This is a genomic window from Collinsella aerofaciens ATCC 25986 (assembly GCF_964239575.1).
GTDB classification, from domain to species: domain Bacteria; phylum Actinomycetota; class Coriobacteriia; order Coriobacteriales; family Coriobacteriaceae; genus Collinsella; species Collinsella aerofaciens_BQ.
The window spans coordinates 1-17,811 of sequence record NZ_CAXSQQ010000003.1 but is presented as its reverse complement, the minus strand read 5'-3'; the positions used below and the strand labels follow the sequence as shown (position 1 = coordinate 17,811).

At 63.3% G+C, this 17,811-nt stretch carries 18 protein-coding genes and 2 tRNA genes; all 20 read right to left on the bottom strand.

Features of this window, described 5'->3' with window-relative positions; genetic code table 11:
- Window positions 1-273: 273 nt before the first annotated feature.
- Window positions 274-350, bottom strand: a tRNA-Pro gene (locus tag ACESUZ_RS02795).
- 80 nt (window positions 351-430) lie between these two features.
- Window positions 431-1,621 carry a bifunctional phosphopantothenoylcysteine decarboxylase/phosphopantothenate--cysteine ligase CoaBC gene (gene coaBC, locus ACESUZ_RS02790; protein WP_373198326.1) on the bottom strand — a complete coding sequence of 397 codons (1,191 nt, stop codon included), beginning with the start codon at window positions 1,619-1,621 and terminating at the stop codon, window positions 431-433.
- Between the two features lie 26 nt (window positions 1,622-1,647).
- A complete protein-coding gene (locus tag ACESUZ_RS02785; protein WP_271760390.1) occupies window positions 1,648-2,367 on the bottom strand; it encodes a zinc ribbon domain-containing protein in 720 nt (239 codons plus the stop codon).
- Complete coding sequence (locus tag ACESUZ_RS02780; protein WP_373198324.1) at window positions 2,364-3,173, bottom strand: Nif3-like dinuclear metal center hexameric protein; 810 nt, start codon at window positions 3,171-3,173, stop codon at window positions 2,364-2,366. Before ACESUZ_RS02780 ends, ACESUZ_RS02785 begins: the two co-directional genes overlap by 4 nt.
- Window positions 3,170-4,348, bottom strand: a complete 1,179-nt coding sequence (locus ACESUZ_RS02775) for a cysteine desulfurase family protein (protein WP_373198322.1) — start codon at window positions 4,346-4,348, stop codon at window positions 3,170-3,172. The genes ACESUZ_RS02780 and ACESUZ_RS02775 overlap by 4 nt, the downstream gene beginning before the upstream one ends.
- 6 nt (window positions 4,349-4,354) lie before the next feature.
- On the bottom strand, window positions 4,355-5,026 hold the full coding sequence (rpe, locus tag ACESUZ_RS02770) for a ribulose-phosphate 3-epimerase (RefSeq protein WP_373198320.1): 672 nt from the start codon (window positions 5,024-5,026) through the stop codon (window positions 4,355-4,357).
- A gap of 18 nt (window positions 5,027-5,044) precedes the next feature.
- Entirely contained in the window at window positions 5,045-6,052 is a 1,008-nt protein-coding gene (locus ACESUZ_RS02765) for an NAD(P)H-dependent glycerol-3-phosphate dehydrogenase (protein WP_373198319.1), read from the bottom strand.
- Window positions 6,053-6,061: 9 nt separating this feature from the next.
- Window positions 6,062-6,745 carry a glycerol-3-phosphate 1-O-acyltransferase PlsY gene (gene plsY / locus ACESUZ_RS02760; RefSeq protein WP_349114115.1) on the bottom strand — a complete coding sequence of 228 codons (684 nt, stop codon included), beginning with the start codon at window positions 6,743-6,745 and terminating at the stop codon, window positions 6,062-6,064.
- Window positions 6,738-8,072 carry a ribosome biogenesis GTPase Der gene (der, locus tag ACESUZ_RS02755; protein WP_035138458.1) on the bottom strand — a complete coding sequence of 445 codons (1,335 nt, stop codon included), beginning with the start codon at window positions 8,070-8,072 and terminating at the stop codon, window positions 6,738-6,740. The genes plsY and der overlap by 8 nt, the downstream gene beginning before the upstream one ends.
- A 10-nt stretch (window positions 8,073-8,082) precedes the next feature.
- A complete protein-coding gene (locus ACESUZ_RS02750; RefSeq protein ID WP_373198317.1) occupies window positions 8,083-9,525 on the bottom strand; it encodes a DUF512 domain-containing protein in 1,443 nt (480 codons plus the stop codon).
- Window positions 9,526-9,527: 2 nt separating this feature from the next.
- Window positions 9,528-10,427 carry a 4-hydroxy-3-methylbut-2-enyl diphosphate reductase gene (locus tag ACESUZ_RS02745; protein WP_373198315.1) on the bottom strand — a complete coding sequence of 300 codons (900 nt, stop codon included), beginning with the start codon at window positions 10,425-10,427 and terminating at the stop codon, window positions 9,528-9,530.
- A 2-nt stretch (window positions 10,428-10,429) separates the two neighbouring features.
- On the bottom strand, window positions 10,430-11,158 hold the full coding sequence (locus tag ACESUZ_RS02740) for a lysophospholipid acyltransferase family protein (RefSeq protein WP_373198313.1): 729 nt from the start codon (window positions 11,156-11,158) through the stop codon (window positions 10,430-10,432).
- A gap of 3 nt (window positions 11,159-11,161) precedes the next feature.
- Entirely contained in the window at window positions 11,162-11,848 is a 687-nt protein-coding gene (gene cmk, locus ACESUZ_RS02735) for a (d)CMP kinase (RefSeq protein ID WP_373198311.1), read from the bottom strand.
- 66 nt (window positions 11,849-11,914) lie between these two features.
- The gene (locus ACESUZ_RS02730; RefSeq protein ID WP_373198309.1) at window positions 11,915-12,880 is read right to left on the bottom strand and encodes a pseudouridine synthase; all 966 of its coding nucleotides are present in this window, start codon (window positions 12,878-12,880) and stop codon (window positions 11,915-11,917) included.
- The gene (scpB, locus tag ACESUZ_RS02725; protein WP_089571912.1) at window positions 12,867-13,595 is read right to left on the bottom strand and encodes an SMC-Scp complex subunit ScpB; all 729 of its coding nucleotides are present in this window, start codon (window positions 13,593-13,595) and stop codon (window positions 12,867-12,869) included. Before scpB ends, ACESUZ_RS02730 begins: the two co-directional genes overlap by 14 nt.
- Window positions 13,596-13,606: 11 nt before the next feature.
- Window positions 13,607-14,419: a segregation and condensation protein A gene (locus ACESUZ_RS02720; RefSeq protein WP_373198307.1), complete on the bottom strand. Its 813-nt coding sequence runs from the start codon at window positions 14,417-14,419 to the stop codon at window positions 13,607-13,609.
- Between the two features lie 84 nt (window positions 14,420-14,503).
- Window positions 14,504-15,187, bottom strand: coding sequence for a site-2 protease family protein (locus ACESUZ_RS02715; protein WP_373198306.1), 684 nt, complete (start codon window positions 15,185-15,187; stop codon window positions 14,504-14,506).
- 9 nt (window positions 15,188-15,196) lie between these two features.
- Window positions 15,197-15,493, bottom strand: a complete 297-nt coding sequence (locus ACESUZ_RS02710; RefSeq protein WP_226802852.1) for a hypothetical protein — start codon at window positions 15,491-15,493, stop codon at window positions 15,197-15,199.
- A complete protein-coding gene (locus ACESUZ_RS02705) occupies window positions 15,480-17,513 on the bottom strand; it encodes an ABC-F family ATP-binding cassette domain-containing protein (RefSeq protein WP_373198303.1) in 2,034 nt (677 codons plus the stop codon). The genes ACESUZ_RS02710 and ACESUZ_RS02705 overlap by 14 nt, the downstream gene beginning before the upstream one ends.
- A 75-nt stretch (window positions 17,514-17,588) precedes the next feature.
- Window positions 17,589-17,661: transfer RNA gene (locus ACESUZ_RS02700), tRNA-Ala, on the bottom strand.
- Window positions 17,662-17,811 lie beyond the last annotated feature (150 nt).

Genomic DNA, 17,811 nt, shown 5'->3' with positions numbered 1-17,811 from the left:
ACGACAAAACTTTCGATACTATACCCGTTCCGGCGATGTCTATCCAGCGCAGCCATAGAGAGTCCAGACATGTGGAGGGCGCTATTAGGCGGGGGATTTCGCATTCGTGTACATCTGCCTCCAAACATGTCGAAAAATGTCGATTTTGGTGGCTGATGTACACGTTTTTATTCGGTGATTACATCGATCGGGAACGTTGTTGCTTTAAGCAAATTAATCATGATGACTGAAAACAAAAAAGGTCAGGCACTAGGTGCCTGACCTGAAAACTTCTGGTCGGGACGACTGGATTCGAACCAGCGACCCCTTGACCCCCAGTCAAGTGCGCTACCAAGCTGCGCCACGTCCCGAAGCTTATGTTTGTTGCTCTGCTCTCGCTTGCAACAGGGAGTATATTAACCCGAAACTTTAGACTTGTGCAAGAACTTTTTTATAAATTTTGAAGCAAGTCCAAAATTGTATCTGCGAGCTGGGGTTTTGTTAGCACGGGAAGTTCTTGCGTACCCGTTGTGCTCACAATCCAGGCCTTGTTAGTGTCGGTTCCAAAGCCCGAATCGGCGCGCGAGACATCGTTGGCGATAATGGCATCGCAGCCCTTGCGGGCCAATTTGCGCTCGGCGTACTCGACAACGTTATCGGTCTCGGCCGCAAATCCGATTACGCACCGCTCGCCCTTCTGGCGCGAGAGCTCGGCCAAAATATCGACCGTTTCGACAAGCTCGATGCGATCCAGGCGTTCGTTGGCCTTTTTGAGCTTATGGTCCGCAGGGGTGGCGGGGGTATAGTCGGCGACGGCGGCCGCGCAAATGGCCGCATCGGCTGTCTGGAAGGCGCTCAGTGCCGCCTGGAGCATCTCTGCGGCGGTCTGCACGCGTACGCACGCCACGCCGCGGGGAACATCGAGCGATGTCGGTCCCAGCACGAGCGTGACCGCAGCACCGCGGCGAGCAGCCTCCCCCGCCAGGGCGATGCCCATCTTGCCCGAAGAGCGGTTGCCAATGAAGCGCACCGGGTCGATCGGTTCGTGCGTGGGGCCGGCGGTAATCACGATACGCTTGCCTACCAGGTCCTGAGGCGCGGGGTTGAGCACCTCACAGACAGCCTCGACGATGTCCTCGGGCTCGCTCATGCGTCCCGTGTCCACGTCGCCGCAGGCAAGGTAGCCGCTGCCGGGCCCCACTACGTGGACGCCGCGCTCGCGCAGCGTGGCCATGTTGGCCTGCGTGGCCGGCGCCTTCCACATGCCATTGTTCATGGCCGGCGCAATCACGATGGGACGCGGCGTGGCAAGCAGCGTGGTGGAGATAAGGTCATCGGCGATGCCGTTGGCCATCTTGGCGATGATATTGGCCGTCGCGGGCGCCACGACCACCAGGTCGGGCTCCTGCGCCAGCGAAATGTGGTGGATGGGGTCGGAGGGATCGTCGAATAGGCCCACGGCAACGGGCTCGTTGGTGAGCGCACGGAAAGTGAGCGGGCCCACAAACTCGGTGGCATGCTCGCTCATAACGACCTTGACGCGCGTGCCGCGCTTTTGGAGCAGGCGCACGATATTGCACGACTTATAGGCGGCGATCCCGCCGGTAATGCCCAGCAGGATCGTTTTTCCCTCAAGTTGCATTGAATTGTTGGATGCCGCCGTCATCGCTAGGCTTCCTTGCTCGGGAGTACCAGGAGGCGGTGGCAGTACGGGCAGTGCGTAATTTCGCTACCGTCGTGGTTGAGGTCGCTCATGGACGATGCCTGCAGCGCGGTGTGGCAAACCGTGGGGATGTTGCCCTGGATGGTCTCGACGGCAAGGCCGCGGAACTGCTTGAGCAGACGCTCGTAGTCGGTGAGCACGTCGGCCGGCAGCGTGGCGGCAAGCGCGGTGCGCTCCTTAGTGGCGGCGTCAATCTGAGCCTGCAGGTCGGCAGCCTTGGCGCGGGCGGCCTTGGTATCGGCCTTCACGCCCTCCTCGAACTTGGCGATGATGGCCTGCGCGCGGGTCTCGCGGTCGAGCGCCTCCTTATGGGCGACAACGACGTCCTTGCGGGTGTGCTCAATCTTGTCCAGTCGCTTGGCCAAGGTGGCGAGCTCATTCTCCAGGTCCTGAACCTCGCGGTAGTCGGAGCCGTCGACGTGACGCTTCTTGGCAGCCTCAATGGCGTTGTTGGTCTGAATCTCGGTGGTGTTGAGATCGTCGAGCTCAATGTCCAGATCCTTGCGCTGGGCGTAGAGCTTGGTCATCTCGGACTTGAGTTTCACATAGGTCTTGCGCTTGGAAGCGAGCTCCTTGAGCTCCGGCATATTGGCAAGTTCGCTCTTGTTGCGGGCGAGCTCCAAATCGATCTGTTGCAGCTTGAGTAGCGTAGCGCCGGCGCTCATAAGTTCTCTCCTTTTGTCACAGTCCACCATTGGCAAGGGTTCAGTATTTTAATCGCATGACGGGGGTCGACCCCGGCGTCAACTGCAGAGTTCATCAATATATCAACGAACGGCTCCTCGGAGCGATCGTGTCCGAGCAAGATCACCGGCAGCCCGCGTAAGGCAAGGTCTTGCGCCACGTGGTAGCCCGCCTCGCCCGTCACGACAACGTCCGCGCCCGCGGCGATGGCAAGCTCTCCAAAGTCGCCCAGGGAGCCGCCCAAAATAGCGACGGTTCGGCATGCGTGCTCGGCTTCGCCCCACACGCGCGGGTCGCTGCCGAAGGCCGTGGCAGCACGGGTGGCAAGATCGCGCAGCGTGCACGGGTCGTTGAGCGTTGCAAGCGCGCCCAGGCCGGTGGCCTCGGGGTCGTCCACGTGCTCCAGTGAGCTCACGGCTGCAGAACGCAGCAGCTTGCTCAGGCAGACACGGGCTTCGTGCGAGCGGTCCAAGTTGGTGTGGAGCGATATGATGCTCACGCCGCAACGCGCTGCCTCGTAGAGCGCCGCGCTGCATTGGGGGCGTGCGGCATCCGCCGGACAAAAGGCCTCGGGTGCCTTGATGTAGATAGGATGATGCGTCAGCAGCACGTTGACGCCGGCCCCAAGAGCACGGTGCACGTTGGCCTCGGTCGCGTCGAGTGCGCAGGCAACACCGGTGATCTCAGCAGCGGGATCTCCCACTGATAACCCAACGTGATCCCAGCCCTCGGCGTCCGCCTTGGGATAGCGCGCAAGCAGAGCGCGCTCGAGTTCGGCGACGATCATGCGGCGCCTACGATCGAGAGCAGCGTCTGGGCAAACTCGTCCAGATCGTCCGGATTCACGCGGTCGTCAAAGGAAATGCGCAGTGCGCCCAATGCCTGCTCGCGACCGATGCCCATCGCGCTTAAAACATGGCTCGGGTCCATGCTGCCGCTCGAGCACGCCGAGCCTGCCGATACCTCAAAGCCGGCGGCGTCGAGCTTGACGATGAGCTCCTCGGAGTCCATGCCGTTGACGTAGATGGAAACCATGCCCGGCAGACGATCGGCCTGTGCGTAGTCGCCCATGGTGGCGTGAATGCGCGGGTGGGCCGTTAGCGTGGCGTAGAGCTTGTCGGAAAGGGCTTGCAGCGTCGCCCGCTCCTGAGCCACATGGGGCGCCAGAGACGAGGCGGCAGCGGCAAAGGCCAGCTGCGTGCGCAGGTCCTGCGTGCCGGCACGTCGTCCGGCTTCCTGTCCTCCGCCAAAGATGCGGGGACGCAGTGGGGTGCGGGTCTTAAGGTAGAGCGCACCGGATGCCACAGGACCGCCAATTTTGTGGGCCGCGACGGACATGGCATCGACGCCCAGCTCGGTGACATCGAGCGGAATATGCAGATAGCCCTGGATGGCATCGGTGTGGATCAGGGCGCCGGCGGCGTGTGCGGCAGCGGCAAGCTCCCGGATGGGCTGCACCACGCCGGTCTCGTTGTTGGCAACCATAATGCTCACGAGCGCCACGTCGTCGCCCAGCAGCTCGACAAGCGCGGCAGGCTCAATGTAGCCCATGCGGCAGGGCTGCACCAGGTCGACGGTAAATCCGGCGGCACGCAGCAGCGGCAGGTTGTCCAGAATCGAATCGTGCTCGATGGCCGACACGATTACACGATCGCGCTTGCGATCGCGCTGACGAGCGCCCTCGGCAAGACCGAGCAGCGCCAGCTGGTTGGCTTCGGTGCCGCCGTTGGTCAGGACAATCTCGGACGGGCGGACGCGCGCGCCAAAGCTGCGGGCAATCTCGCGACGTGCAACCTCCAGACGCGCGGCGGCTTTGCGGCCAAGCGAGTGTAGCGAGTTGGGGTTGACGCCGGCAAGCTCGCTGTCGTCGTACTCGCGCTGCGCAAGGAGCGCCTCGGCGCGCATGGGCGTCGAGGCGGCGTAGTCAAGATTCACGGGTATGCGGTTTTGACCTGCGGTCATAAGGATTTATGCCTCCTGTGCAGCCTCGTTGCCCAGCTTCTGCAGCAGCGCAACCTCGGCGGCGGGATCTTCGGACTTAAATACGGCGGAACCGGCCACGAGTACGTTGGCGCCAGCCTTGACAACTTCGGCGACGTTCTTGGAAGAGATACCGCCATCGACCTCGATCATGGGCGACACGCCGTGGCGCTCGCACATGGCTTTGAGCTCGTGGAGCTTATGCAGAGTGCCCGGGATAAAGCTCTGGCCGCCAAAGCCGGGGTTCACGCTCATGAGCAGCACCATGTCGACGACGTCGATGATGCTCTCGAGCACGCACACGGGGGTGGCGGGGTTGAGCACCACGCCGGCCTTGACGCCGCGCTGCTGCAGATGGGTGAGCGTGCGGTGCAAGTGCGTGGAGGCCTCGTAGTGGACGGTGATCATATCGGCACCGGCGTCGGCGTACCAATCGACCGTCTCGTCGGGGTTCGACACCATCAGGTGCGCGTCGACCGGTACATCGGTGGAGCGCTTGACGGCCTTAAGGATGTCAACGCCAAAGGTCAGGTTGCCGGTAAAGTGACCGTCCATAACGTCGAAATGCACGTAGTCGGCACCGACGATCTTGTCGAGTTCACCCTTGAGGTTGGCCATGTCGGCCGAAAGGACGGACGGAGCGATTTTGATGGAACCCATGGTAGAAGCCTTTCTGCGCTAGTCGGTGAGTCCGTAGAACTCTTGAGAGGGGACGCGGTCGGTAAGAATCTCGAGTGCCCTATCCAAAGTAACACCGTTGTAGAGCGTTTGCTCCACGGCAAAGGTGAGCGGAATGTCTACGCCCAGTGAACGGGCAAGTTCGCTGACGCTGCGGGCCGCGACGGCGCCCTCGACAACCATATGCGTGCGCGTCTGGTACTCGTCGAGCGAAACGCCGTGGGCAAACTCGTAGCCAAAGGTGCGGTTGCGCGAATGCTCCGAGGTACAGGTGGCAATGAGGTCTCCCATGCCGGCAAGTCCCATGCAGGTCATAGCTTGACCGCCGCGGGCGTGCACCAGACGGCTGATCTCGGCTAGGCCGCGCGTCATGATGAGGGCGAGCGTGTTGTCGCCCGCGCCGGTGCCGGCGGAGATGCCGCACACGATGGCGATGACATTTTTCATGGCGCCGCAGACCTCGACACCGGTCATGTCCTGCGACAGGTAGATGCGGAAGGCCGTGGACAGGAGCAGGTCCTTAAAGGCCTCCCCTATCTGCGGATCTTCGCTGGCGATGACGGCGGCAGAAAGTCCGCCGCGGCAAATCTCCTCGGCATGGTTGGGGCCAGAGAGGGCCGCCACGCGCGCCTCGTTGCCGATCTCGCTGGCGATGACCTCGCTCATGAGCAGGCCGGACTCAGGCTCAATGCCCTTGGTGAGGCAAAGCACCGGGGTATCGGCGGCGATAAAGGGCGCCGCCTGGTGGCACACGCTGCGAAGGTGCGTCGATGGAACGGCAAAGATGATGGCCTCGGCGCCGTTGAGCGCCTGCGACAGGTCCGTGGTGGCGACGACGTTGCCGGGCAGCTCGTAGCCCACAAGGTAGCGGGGGTTGCGGTGCTCGCCATTGATGCCGGCGGCCGTCTGCTCGCTATGGGCCCACATGGTCACGCGCTCGGCTCGCGCGGCGGCAAGGCCGGCGACGGCGGTTCCCCAGGAGCCAGAGCCAATCAGCGCAACATTCATGACTCTCTCCTACTTATCGTCGGGCTCGGTGACGCGCTTGGTAAACGAGAGCTTGGACTCCTTACCGGTCATGAGCTTTTTGATGTTCGCACGATGGGCCCACACCACGGTGATGCCGATCATCGCCATGCAAAACTTAAGTCCTAGGCTGCTGTACGGAAAGACCGCACAAGCGGCAATGGGAAGACCGATGGCCGCGGCAAGCGAGCCCACCGACACGAACTTGGTGATGGCGACGGCCACGATAAACATGCCCAGCAGCGACAGACCAATGGGCCAGTACCAGGCGAGGATAACGCCCAGACCCACGGCGATACCCTTGCCTCCATGGAAGTTGAGGTAGGGCGAGAAGATATGGCCCCACACCGCTGCCAGGCAAATGACGCCGAGCATCCAGTCGCCGGCGGCGCCGGGGGCCATAATACTCGGCGGAAAACCATAGCCCAAGTCGGCAATGAGTGGACGGGCGATAAGGACGCAGATGGCGCCCTTAAGGCAGTCGAGCAGCAGCGTGAGCGCGGCCACCTTGGGGCCGGCCACACGCAGGGCGTTGGTGGTGCCGATGTTGCCGGAGCCCGCCTTGCGAATGTCGGTGTGGTTGAACACGCGGCCCAGGATCAGGCCAAACGGAATCGCCCCGATAAAGAACGAGACCACGGCGCAGATGGCGGTCAGCAGAATCGGATTATGCATCCTTTTGCTCCTTCTTTCTAAAGAAGAGTCGAATGGGTGTGCCGGCAAAGTCGAAGGTCGAGCGCATGCGGTTCTCGATGTAGCGCTGATAGGTGTCGTTGACCAGATCGCTGTGGTTGACGAAGAACGTGAACGTCGGCGGGTTTACGCCCGTCTGGGTCACGTAGTGCATGCGCAGGCGGCGCTTGCCGTCCACCACGGTATGACCGAACTCGCGCAGGTCGGTGAGGAACGTGTTGAGGCGCGAGGTGCTGATCTTTTGCGAGCGCGTCTTCTCGGCGGCGTCGACCATCGCCCAGATCTTCTCGACGCTGCGGCCGGTCAGGGCAGAGATGCGCAGGTACTGGGCCCAGGGAGCCATGACGCCCAGACGGCGGTCGATGGTCTCCATGCAGGCCTCGCGCTTACGGTCGTCGTCGAGCAGATCCCACTTGTTGAGCAGCACAACGATGGCGCAGCCGCGCTCGATGGCAAGACCCATGACCTTCTGGTCCTGCTCGGTAACGCCCACGGAGGCGTCGACGACGAGCAGCGCCACGTCGGCGCGATCGATGGCGCGCAGGCCGCGGACCATGGAGTAGTACTCGATGTTCTCGTACACGGTGCTCTTCTTGCGAATGCCCGCAGTGTCGACCATGCGGTAGTGCTTGCCGTTGCGCTCCACGACGGTGTCGATGGCGTCGCGCGTCGTGCCGGCGATGTTCGAGACGATGGAGCGGTCGGCGCCCAAGATGCGGTTGAACAACGACGACTTACCGGCATTGGGGCGGCCGATGATGGCAACGTTCAGCGCGTCGGGGAACTCATCGGCGACCTCGTCCTCTTCCTCCGGAAGCAGGGCCACGATATCGTCGAGCAGGTCGCCCGTGCCATGACCGTGCAGGGCCGAGAGCGGCGTGGGCTCACCGATGCCGAGCGAATAGAACTCCCAGATGCTGTCGTTCTCGCGATCGGGGTTGTCGAGCTTGTTCACCAGCAGAAAGACCGGCTTGTCGCAGCGCTTGAGCATGCGGGCGACCGACTCGTCCTCCTCGGTGACGCCGGTGCGGCCGTCGACCACAAACAGGATGACGGCGGCTTCCTCAGCGGCGGCGAGCGCCTGGTCGCGGATGGACGTGGCAAAGACGTCATCGCTCTTGAGCGGCTCGATGCCGCCCGTGTCGACGATGGTGAACTCGCGGCCGTTCCAATCGGCCGTGTGATACGAGCGGTCGCGCGTGACGCCGCGTGACTCGTGGACGATGGCGTCCGAGGTCTGGGCCAGGCGGTTAACGAGCGTGGACTTGCCCACGTTTGGGCGTCCGACGACGGCGACGATAGGTTTCATCTGCTCTCCTTTAATGGGTAGGGTCAGTGGAAGTGTTAGAGTCTGCGGGCACAATGCCAAGGATGCGCTCTAGGGTATCGAGCAGCTCATGCGGCATGGTCGACACCACATGAACCTCGGCGCCGCGACTGGTAAGGCTTGCGAGTAAATCGTCACGATGATACTCGTCAAGTGTCATGCCGTCAGCGTTGAACATGAGCTTAGGCACAAAGAGCATAACCCCAGAGAGATCCTGCGGCAGCTGCTCCAGAATGTCACACGCGACGATGAGGCCGGTCACGTCCACGTTGCCGCCAAAGTAGCGGTTCTTGATGGCCGTGACAGTGCCGGCTAGTCCCTGGGGTGACTCCACAAAGCGGGCCACCGTGTCGCGTGCGCTGGCGCCCGAGAGGCACAGCAGGTGCTGGTTGCGCTCGGCGATTGTCTCGCGAACGCGACGCAGACGCTCGGCGTCGGCGGTAAGCACGTCGTCGGTCTCGTCCAGATACGAGCGGATCATGCCGATGCCGTCGTAGTACTGCGGGTAACCGTCGTAAAAGTCCGCCTCGGGCGGATCGATGCCGGCGTCCAGGTAGAACTCGTCGCTCATCTGGAAGGTGTGGCGGCCAAAACGCTCGAAGGCGCGGTCCTGGTAGGGACGGATCATGGTAATGGTCTCGCGTGCCAGTTCGGGCTTGTCGCTGTATGACCAGCTAAAGCGGTTCTGATGCTTGGTAAAACCAAGCGGCACAATGCCCAGGCTGGTGATCTGCTCATGTTCCTCGCAGTAGCGCAGGGTCTTTTCCAGCTCCTCGCCGTCGTTCATGCCGGGGCACAACACGATCTGCGCGTGAATCTCGATGCCGGCGGCCATGATGGCCTCGAGTACGTCCATGCCGCGCTGAGCGTTGCGGCCCATCATGCGGCGGCGGACGTCGGGGCTCACGGCATGAACCGACACGTTCATGGGGCTCATGTTGCGCTGGATGACGTTTTGCACGTCCTCGTCGGTGAGGTTCGTGAGCGTGACAAAGTTGCCCTGCAAAAAGCTCAGGCGATAGTCATCGTCGCGGATGTAGAGCGTGGAGCGGCCACCCTTGGGCAGCATGGTCATAAAGCAGAACACGCAGGCGTTCACACAGGTACGCATGCCGTCAAAGATGGGGCCGTCGAACTCCAGGCCCCAGTCCTCGCCGGGAAAGCGGTCGAGCTCGACGGGCGTGACGGTGTTGTCGCGCGGATCGAAAACCTCCAGCTCGACGGTATCGTCGTCGGCCTCCCAGAGCCACACGATCATGTCGGTGAGCGCCTCACCGTTGACCGTGAGCACGCGCATGCCCGGCTCGATACCCACATCCCATGCGGGCGATTCGGGACGCACGTTCTTTACGAGCGCGCCCTCACCCGGCTCGGGGTCGCGGCTGCGCCCGTAATCGGCCACCTCGGCGGCGTATGCGGGTACGGTCTGGTCCATGGTTAGCGGCAAAGCTCCTTGATGCGCGCAACGGCACGCTCGATGTGTTCTTGCGGGGTGGAGGCTCCGGCGGTGATGCCGATGTGGTGAGCGTCGGTAAACCACGCGGCCTGGATCTCGGAAGCTTCCTCGATGTGATGCGTATGCTCGCAGGCGTCTGCGCAAATCTGAGCCAGGCGGCGGGTGTTGCCCGAGTTCTTGCCGCCCACGACGACCATGCAATCACAGCGTTTGGCAAGTGTGGCTGCTGCCTGTTGACGCTCGCTCGTGGCGGCGCAGATGGTGTTGATCACGCGCAGCTCCTGCACGCGCGGGGTGATGGCAGCCACGACCTCGGCGAGGTTCTGCGCGGTCTGGGTGGTCTGCACAACCAAGCCCACCTTGCCCTTGAGCGGCAAAGCGTTGGCATCGGCGGCACAGCTCACGACCTGCGCATCATTGCCGGCGTGACCCAGAATGCCCTCGACCTCGGGATGCCCCGGCTCACCCACGACCACCACGTGGTAGCCCTCGCGCACCAGGCGCTCGGCTGCCACGTGAACCTTCTTGACGTAAGGGCAGGTGGCGTCGATGACGTTAAGGCCACGCTCGCGAGCGGCATCGACGACCTGCGGCACCACACCGTGGGCGCGGATGATCACGGTGCCGGTTGCGGCGTCGTCCAAGGTGTCGGCCAGACCGACGCCTGCCTCAGCAAGCTCGCGCACCACGATGGGGTTATGGATGAGCGGCCCCAAGGTGTGAACTTGAGTGCACTCCTCTGCCTGCGGCGCAGCGGCCAGCGCCATATCGAGCGCACGCTGTACGCCGTAGCAAGTGCCGGCGTGGGCGGCGATCTCGATGGTAGGCGCGGTTGCCTGGCCGGACACAGTCGCGGTGGTGTTCGTCACGTTCTCGCTCATGGCTAGAACCTGCCCGGATGCTCGGCGCACAGCTCGTCTCGCATGGCGTAGACGCGGTTCATGGCCTCGGACTCAAACCATTCCAGGCGCTCCGTGCGCTTAAGCCCAGCCGGTGCGTCGGAAAGCGAGACGGCCTTGCCGGCGCGGATCCAGCACTTCTTGGGACGCATGATCTTTTTGCCCGAGGGCGTGATGTCGGACCAGCCGCAGATGGCGAGCGGGTTAACGGGCGCCTTGCCCATCTGAGCGATGAGCGCAAAACCGCCGTGGACCTCGGGCTTGATCTCGCGCGAGCGGATGCGCGTGCCCTCGGGGAAGATCAGAACGTCCTCGCCGCGCTGCAGCGCATGTTGGGCGGCGCGCAAGCACTTCATATCGGCAGTACCACGCTCCACGGGGATGCCGCCAACGCGGCTAAAGGCCCAGCGCACAATCTTGCTCTTGGCGAACTCGGACTTAAAGATGGGACGAATGCGGCGCCCCCCAAAGAACAGCGCCGTCTCCACGGCCAAGAGCTCGGCCATCGAGGTGTGGTTGCAGATGACCACGCTGCCGCGGCCTTCTTGGCGCTCAAACAGCAGGTCGGCGTCCTCTACCTTCCAGCGCCACATGAGCTTGGAGAAGGCCCAAAGGATGGCCATAACCACGACGACAGTGCCGCGGATGAGAGCCGGGAACTCGGCGTAGGGGGCGTTGTAATAGTCCTCGGGCGTCTGCTTAAACAGGCGCATGGGCTACCTCCTTTGGTTAATGAGGTCCTCGATTATCGAGACGACCTCGTCGATGGTGTGGGCGGTGGAGTCGACGTGCACGGCGTCCTCGGCGGGCACGAGCGGGGCGACCTCGCGGCTGCTGTCGAGCTTGTCGCGCTGCTTAAGGGCGTCGAGGGTCTCGTCGACCTCGGCCTCGAGCAGCGCGGATGTGAGCGGCTGGGCGTCGTTTTGGTGACGCTGCAGCACGCGGCGGCGGGCGCGCTCGCGCGGGTCGGCGGTCAGGAAGACCTTGACCTGCGCGTTAGGGAACACGACGGTTCCGATGTCGCGACCCTCGGCCACGATATCGCGGTCCTCGGCGGCACGGCGCTGATGGATGAGCATGGCGGCGCGCACGCCCGGGTAGGCCGAGACCTTAGACACGTTAGCGTCGACCTGCGGGGTGCGAATGGCAGCCGAAGCGTCCTGGCCGTCGATGGTCAGGCGCGTGTCCTCGCCGGCGCCGTTGGTAAAGCGGATCTCGATCTGCTCGGCGAGGGCGTCGATGGCCGCCTCGTTATCCAGATCGATGCCGCGGTCGAGCGCGGCGAAGGTGACGGCGCGATACATGGCGCCCGTGTCGAGCTTGTTAAAGCCCAGCTGGCGGGCGATCTCCTTGGCGATGGTGGACTTGCCGGAACCGGCGGGGCCGTCGATGGCGACGATCATGCAATGCTTCCTTTCGATGGTTGGCGTGCTGGTATGGTTCGCGGGCGTTGGGGCGCGGCGGGTTGCCTAGCCCGTGTAGCGCTCGCGGTAGGTGTTGCGCTTGGGCGCGGAGCCGTGGCTGCCGTGATGACGCGTGCGGCTGGCGGTGTTAGTCGCCGGCGCGGTGCCGCGTTTGGAGCTGGCCTGCTTGGGCGGGATACCGCCGTCCTTGAGAATCTGCACCTCGCGGTTGGTGAGCTCGCGCCACGAGCCCTTGGCCACGTCCTTGAGCTCCAGGCCGGCAAAGTTGCAGCGATGCAGACGGATTACCGGATGGTGAATCTTGCTCAACATGCGCTTGACCTGATTCTTGCGACCCTCGCGGATGATGACCTCCACGGCGGTGGTACCGGGCTTTACGCCTTGCGGAGCCACGGCCTCTGCCTCGCGCGCGTTGATGACACGGCAGATTGCCGGCTGGCACAGGCCGTCGTCGAGCTCGATGCCGCGACGTAGCGGGGTAAGATCGCGGTCGGACAAGTCTCCGTCCACGAGCGCCTGGTAGGTCTTGTAGACGTGTTTGCTGGGGTGCAGCAGGTCCTGCGATAGGTCGCCGTCGGTGGTAAAGAGCAAAAGGCCTGTGGTGTCGCGGTCCAGGCGGCCCACCGGGAAAAGTCCCGGAAAGCGGTCGCGGGGGACCAGGTCGGCCACGCAAGGGCGCTCCTGCGGATCGCTCATGGTGGTGAGGTAGCCGGTCGGCTTGTAGAGCATCAGGTACACGGCGCCCTGGTTGAGCTCGACGGGCGTGCCGTCGAGCTCGATATGGTCGCGGTCGACGTCGACCTTGGTGCCCAGTTCGGTCGCGACCTGGCCGTTGACGGTCACGCGGCCGGCGGTCATCAGGTCCTCCGACCCGCGGCGGCTCGCCACGCCCGCGCGCGCCAAAAAGCGCTGCAGGCGCATGGTGTGCGGATAGACGTGCTGGGCATCGGGCGCTGCGGTGCCCGGAGCGGCTGACGCGCGCGTCTCCCCTACTTCGTTAGTCCTCGTCATGCAAATCCTCCGAGGTCTCGTCGACGACTAGGGTCTCCAAGTCCTCGACTGCCTCAACATCTTCAACATCGGTATCGAGTAGTTCGCGCTCTTCGTCCAGGTCCTCGGCCTGCTCCTCGAGCGTGGACTGAATACTGCGGCCGCTCAGGCGCTCGCGGATAAACTGACGCGACTGCTCGTCGGGGGCAAACTGCTCCAGGTCGGGCAGGTCGCGGGTGGAACGCAGACCGAACTTTTCCAAGAAGGCGTTGGTCGTGCCGTAGATGATGGCTTGACCGCGCTGGGGGTCGCGGCCGAGCTCACGCACCAGGCCCTTGTCGACGAGTGACGCGATGACGCCGTCGGAATTGACGCCACGGATGCCCTTGACCACCTCGCGCGTCACAGGCTGGTGGTATGCGATGACGGCTAGGGTTTCGAGCGCCGCTTGCGACAGCTTTTGTGTGTCCCAGCTCAACACATAGGCCTCGACCACGTCGTGGTAAGCGGGGTGCGTGAACAGGCGCCAGCCGCCGGCGACCTCGCGCAGCTGAAAGCCGCGGTTGGCCTCCTCGTACTCAACCTTGAGCTCGGCGAGCAGCGACGCGCACTCGCCGGGGGCGATATCCAGCGCGCCTGCCAGCGCGGGCGCGCTCACCGGGTCGCTCGACACCAGCAGCAGTGCCTCGAGGGCGCCTTTGAGGCTGTTTGCCTCCAGCGTGGAAAGGGTTGACATGGTTGCGGCTCCTATTCGGTGAGCTCGGGGCCCTCGCCGGGCACATAGGCCTCGGCGCCCTCGACGCGGTTGATGCGGATGGTTCCAAAGATCTCGTCCTGGCTCAGCGTGAGCGAGCCGCGCTTGGCGAGCTCAAGCATAGCTAGGAAGGTGACGACGAGCTGCTCGGTGGTGGCATCGCCGTCCAGTAGCTCGCGGAAGGTGCAGGTTTGGTGCGCCATGGTAAAGCGGTCGACTGAGGCCACGGTCAGGTCGAGCGGCACGCGATGCGGCGCCACATGCTCGGCCTCCAGCAGGAAGGTCTGGCGCTTGCCGTCCAGGTCGGCGCAGATGACGGCCAGGCCGCGCAGGGTAATGCCGGCCAGATAGTCGGGCATTAGGCCCAAGAACTCGGGGTCGGGGCCGGCCACACGCGGGTGCATGCGACTTTCGGCCTGCATGCGGGCACCGAGGGCTGACGCCGCGCCTTTAAACTGCTTGTAGGCAATCAGGCGCTGGATCAGGACCTCGCGCAAGGCGTCGCCGTCGAGCGCACTGAGTTCTTCGAGGTCTTCGTCGAACTCGTCATCGTCGTCATCGACTTTGCGCGGGGCCTCCTGCGGCACCAGAGAGGCGGCCTTGATGTCCAAAAGGGTTGCCGCGACCAGCAAAAAGTCGCTTGCTACGTCCAGGTCCAGCGCCTCGATGCGCTCGGCCTCGGCAAGGTACTGCTCGGCCACCTCGCTAATGGAGATGGCGCCGATATCTACTTTTTGGCGGGTTACCAGCTGCAGCAGCAGGTCGAACGGTCCGCTGTAGACCTGCGTCGACACGCGATACGACATCTTCGACCTCCTTTGACGGCGCCTTCGCGGCGCGGTTTGGGTGCATGTTGCGACCGTTTTGCACGGTCGACCTGTAAGTTTACCTTAGATGCCGGCGATTGCGAAGTTGAGCATCTGCTCAGCGAGCGGATACACGGTAACGTCGAAATAGCGGCCGATCACATCGATGCCGGTCCACATGGGCAGCAGGTACAGCACTAGGATGAGGATGGGCATAGCGTATTGCTGCAGGTGGTAGTAGTTGGTCAGCGCCTTGCCTTTAAGGAACGGCACGATGATAGACGAGCCGTCAAGCGGCGGAATCGGAATAAGGTTAAAGAACGCAAGCGACAGGTTAACCACGATAAACGTGGCGCCGAAGTTCATGATTTGAGACGCCACAGCAAAGGACATGCTGGCGTAGAGGTTGCCATAGGCCAGGTGCATGAGGGCTGCAGCCAGGCACGCGAGCGCGATATTCGATGCGGGGCCGGCCGCGCTCACCAGGACCTCGTCGCGCTTGGGGTGCTTGAGGTTGTTGAGGTAGACGGGCACGGGCTTGGCGAAGGCAAACACCGGGCCACCGGCGGCGAGCATGAGCAGCGGCAGGATGATAGTGCCAAACGGATCGATATGGTTGAGCGGGTTGAGTGACACGCGGCCGCGCGAACGGGCTGTCTTATCGCCGAGTGCCCAGGCCGCGGCGGCGTGCGCACTTTCGTGGATGACGATGCCCACGATGACGGCGACGGCGCTGGCGAGCAGGTTCATGATGTAGCTGCTGGACATGGCGCTCCCCTAGCGGACGCGGCGCGAGGCGCGCGTGAGCAGGTAGTCAGCTACAAACAGGATGACGGCCACGATGGCGTAATCCAAGCGGAAAACGCCGCCAAAGGGTGAGGTGATGACGCCGTAGCCGGCGATGGCGCTCGGCAGCGCGCGAGAAAGCTCAACGACAAAGCCGACAATCTGCAGCTTGGCGGTCAGGCCGCTAAAGCACAGCAGCACGGTCATCGCGCTCATAAAGATGCCGCAGATGCGACAGGCGATGGCGATGACGCTCATCGCCACGGCAGCGGCCTTACGAGAATTCACGCGCGGTCTCCTCTTCGATCTGGGTGGAAAGCTCCAGCCATTCGTCCTCGAGCTTGGGCAGTTCTTGCTTAAGGCCGTTATATTCCCCCAGCGCGGCATTGAACTTGTCCTGATCGGCATAAAGCTCTTCGCTCGCCATCAATTCCATAAGCTCGTCATAGCGGGCGCGCTTTTTGTCGAGCTCGGCCTCGATCTTCTTGAGCTGGTTGCGCACGCCCTTGAGCTTTTTGTTGAGCGCGGCGCGGGCCTGGGCCTCGGCGCGCTTTTGCTCCTTGGTCTTTTTGCCCTCGGCGGGCTTGGAGGCGGTGGCGGGGGTGTCGGGCTGGGCCGCGGTGACCTTAGCGGACTTGGTCGCGGCCGGTGCGCTCTCCCCTGCCGCATCGGCCGCGGCGCGGGCTGCGAGGTCCTCGCGCTTGTAGAGGTAGTAGTCGTAGTCGCCGTCGTAGACCGTGACCTTGCCATCGCGGATGTCAATGATGCGGTTGGCCACAGCGCGTACCAGGTGCTCGTCGTGGCTGATCAGCACGATGGTGCCGGGGAAGTTTTGCAGGGCGTTCTCGAGCATGTCTACCGAGTCGATGTCCAGGTGGTTGGTGGGCTCGTCCAGGCACAGGAGCGCCTCGGGGGCCACGAGCATCTTGGCAAGCGCCAGACGCGCCTTTTCGCCGCCGGAGAGGACACGGACCTGCTTCTCGATGGAGTCGTTGTCGCTAAATAGGAAGGCGCCCAGCAGGCTGCGCTGCTGCGGCACGGTCCACTTGGGCGTGACGGTGTCGATCTCTTGCAGGACGGTGTTGGACTCGGTCATGCCCTCGAGCGCGTGCTGGGCGTAGTAGGCCACACCCACGTTGGTGCCCAGGTCGCGGGTGCCGGTGGTGGGCGGTTCCAGGCCGGCGAGGATCTTCATGAGGGTGGACTTGCCGGCGCCGTTGGGGCCGACGAGCGCCACATGCTCGCCGCGGTAGAGCTTGAGGTCGATGTCACTGTAGATGTGCTTGTCGCCGTATGACTTGGAGACGCCCTCGAGGCCCACGACCATATCGCCCGAGCGCGGCGGGTCGGGGAACTTAAAGTCGATTTGCTTGTGGCCCTCGGGCAGGATGACGAGCTCCTTTTTGATCTGCTCGATCTTTCGGATGCGCTCCTGGGCCTGGGCGGCCTTGGTGGGCTTGTAGCGGAACTTATCGACGAAGACCTGCATGTGGGCGATGTCGCGCTCCTGGGCGGCACGCTTGGCGCGCATCTGCTCAAGGTTGTCCTCGCGCTGCTTGAGGTAGCTGCTGTAGTTGCCGGTGTAGGTGGTCACGCGGCGGTTCTCGAGCGCGGCGACGTGGTCGACGCAGGCGTCCATGAAGGCGCGGTCGTGGCTGACGATGAGGACGGCGCCGTCGTAGCTGGCGATAAAGCCGCGCAGCCACTGGACACTCTCGAGATCCAGGTGGTTGGTGGGCTCGTCCAGGAGCAGCAGGTCGGGGTGGCGCAGGAAAAGCTTGGCGAGCGCGATGCGCATCTGCCAGCCGCCGGAAAACTCGGAGCAGGGACGCTCAAAGTCGGTGACCTTAAAGCCCAGACCGGACAGGATTTTGCGGGCGTTGCTTTCGAGCTCGTAGCCGCCTAGGTGCTCAAAGCGGTCCTGGACCTGGCCGTATTCGTTCAGGAGTGCGTCGACGTCCTTGCCCTGCTCGGAGAGCTCGGTGATTTGTGCCTGAAGCTCGTTGGCGCGCTCGCCCATGCGGCGGATTTCCTTAGCGGCCGCCATGACCTCGGCGAGGATGGTGGTGTCCTTATGCTCCAGGTTGGTTTCCTGCTCTAGGTAGCCCACCTGGCAGTCCTTGGCGTACTGGACCTGGCCGGCGTCGGGGCTGTCGATGCCCATGATGATCTTGAGCATGGTGGTTTTACCGGCGCCGTTGGGACCCACGAGGGCGAAACGCTCGCCGGGGTTGATCTGGAAGGACGCGCCACTAAAGAGGACGCGTGCGCCGAAGCTTTTTTCGATCTTGTCGACCAGAAGGATCATGGTGCCGCCTTTGACCTTGTGTGCCTATATGAAAAAAGGCCCCAACTTGCGTTGGAGCCTCATTCAATGCTCGGGTGGAGACGAGGGGGATCGAACCCCTGACCTCTTGACTGCCAGTCAAGCGCTCTCCCAGCTGAGCTACGCCCCCGTGCGAAAAAGTACTATACGGGAACTCCCCCGCCGATGCAAGGACATTTTTGGAAAAACTTTCCGGAGGCGCGGGCGCCGCTGGGACGAGAGCGCGGCGCGGACTCGAGGGCAAGGGACCCGCGATGCCGGATCCGGCCCGCGGGGCGCG

Coding starts and splice junctions, on each gene's coding strand:
- coaBC (WP_373198326.1), bottom strand. CDS start 1,621: ATGCAACTTGAGGGAAAAACGATCCTGCTGGGCATTACCGGCGGGATC.
- ACESUZ_RS02785 (WP_271760390.1), bottom strand. CDS start 2,367: ATGAGCGCCGGCGCTACGCTACTCAAGCTGCAACAGATCGATTTGGAG.
- ACESUZ_RS02780 (WP_373198324.1), bottom strand. CDS start 3,173: ATGATCGTCGCCGAACTCGAGCGCGCTCTGCTTGCGCGCTATCCCAAG.
- ACESUZ_RS02775 (WP_373198322.1), bottom strand. CDS start 4,348: ATGACCGCAGGTCAAAACCGCATACCCGTGAATCTTGACTACGCCGCC.
- rpe (WP_373198320.1), bottom strand. CDS start 5,026: ATGGGTTCCATCAAAATCGCTCCGTCCGTCCTTTCGGCCGACATGGCC.
- ACESUZ_RS02765 (WP_373198319.1), bottom strand. CDS start 6,052: ATGAATGTTGCGCTGATTGGCTCTGGCTCCTGGGGAACCGCCGTCGCC.
- plsY (WP_349114115.1), bottom strand. CDS start 6,745: ATGCATAATCCGATTCTGCTGACCGCCATCTGCGCCGTGGTCTCGTTC.
- der (WP_035138458.1), bottom strand. CDS start 8,072: ATGAAACCTATCGTCGCCGTCGTCGGACGCCCAAACGTGGGCAAGTCC.
- ACESUZ_RS02750 (WP_373198317.1), bottom strand. CDS start 9,525: ATGGACCAGACCGTACCCGCATACGCCGCCGAGGTGGCCGATTACGGG.
- ACESUZ_RS02745 (WP_373198315.1), bottom strand. CDS start 10,427: ATGAGCGAGAACGTGACGAACACCACCGCGACTGTGTCCGGCCAGGCA.
- ACESUZ_RS02740 (WP_373198313.1), bottom strand. CDS start 11,158: ATGCGCCTGTTTAAGCAGACGCCCGAGGACTATTACAACGCCCCCTAC.
- cmk (WP_373198311.1), bottom strand. CDS start 11,848: ATGATCGTCGCCATCGACGGCCCCGCCGGTTCCGGCAAGTCCACCATC.
- ACESUZ_RS02730 (WP_373198309.1), bottom strand. CDS start 12,880: ATGACGAGGACTAACGAAGTAGGGGAGACGCGCGCGTCAGCCGCTCCG.
- scpB (WP_089571912.1), bottom strand. CDS start 13,595: ATGTCAACCCTTTCCACGCTGGAGGCAAACAGCCTCAAAGGCGCCCTC.
- ACESUZ_RS02720 (WP_373198307.1), bottom strand. CDS start 14,419: ATGTCGTATCGCGTGTCGACGCAGGTCTACAGCGGACCGTTCGACCTG.
- ACESUZ_RS02715 (WP_373198306.1), bottom strand. CDS start 15,187: ATGTCCAGCAGCTACATCATGAACCTGCTCGCCAGCGCCGTCGCCGTC.
- ACESUZ_RS02705 (WP_373198303.1), bottom strand. CDS start 17,513: ATGATCCTTCTGGTCGACAAGATCGAAAAAAGCTTCGGCGCACGCGTC.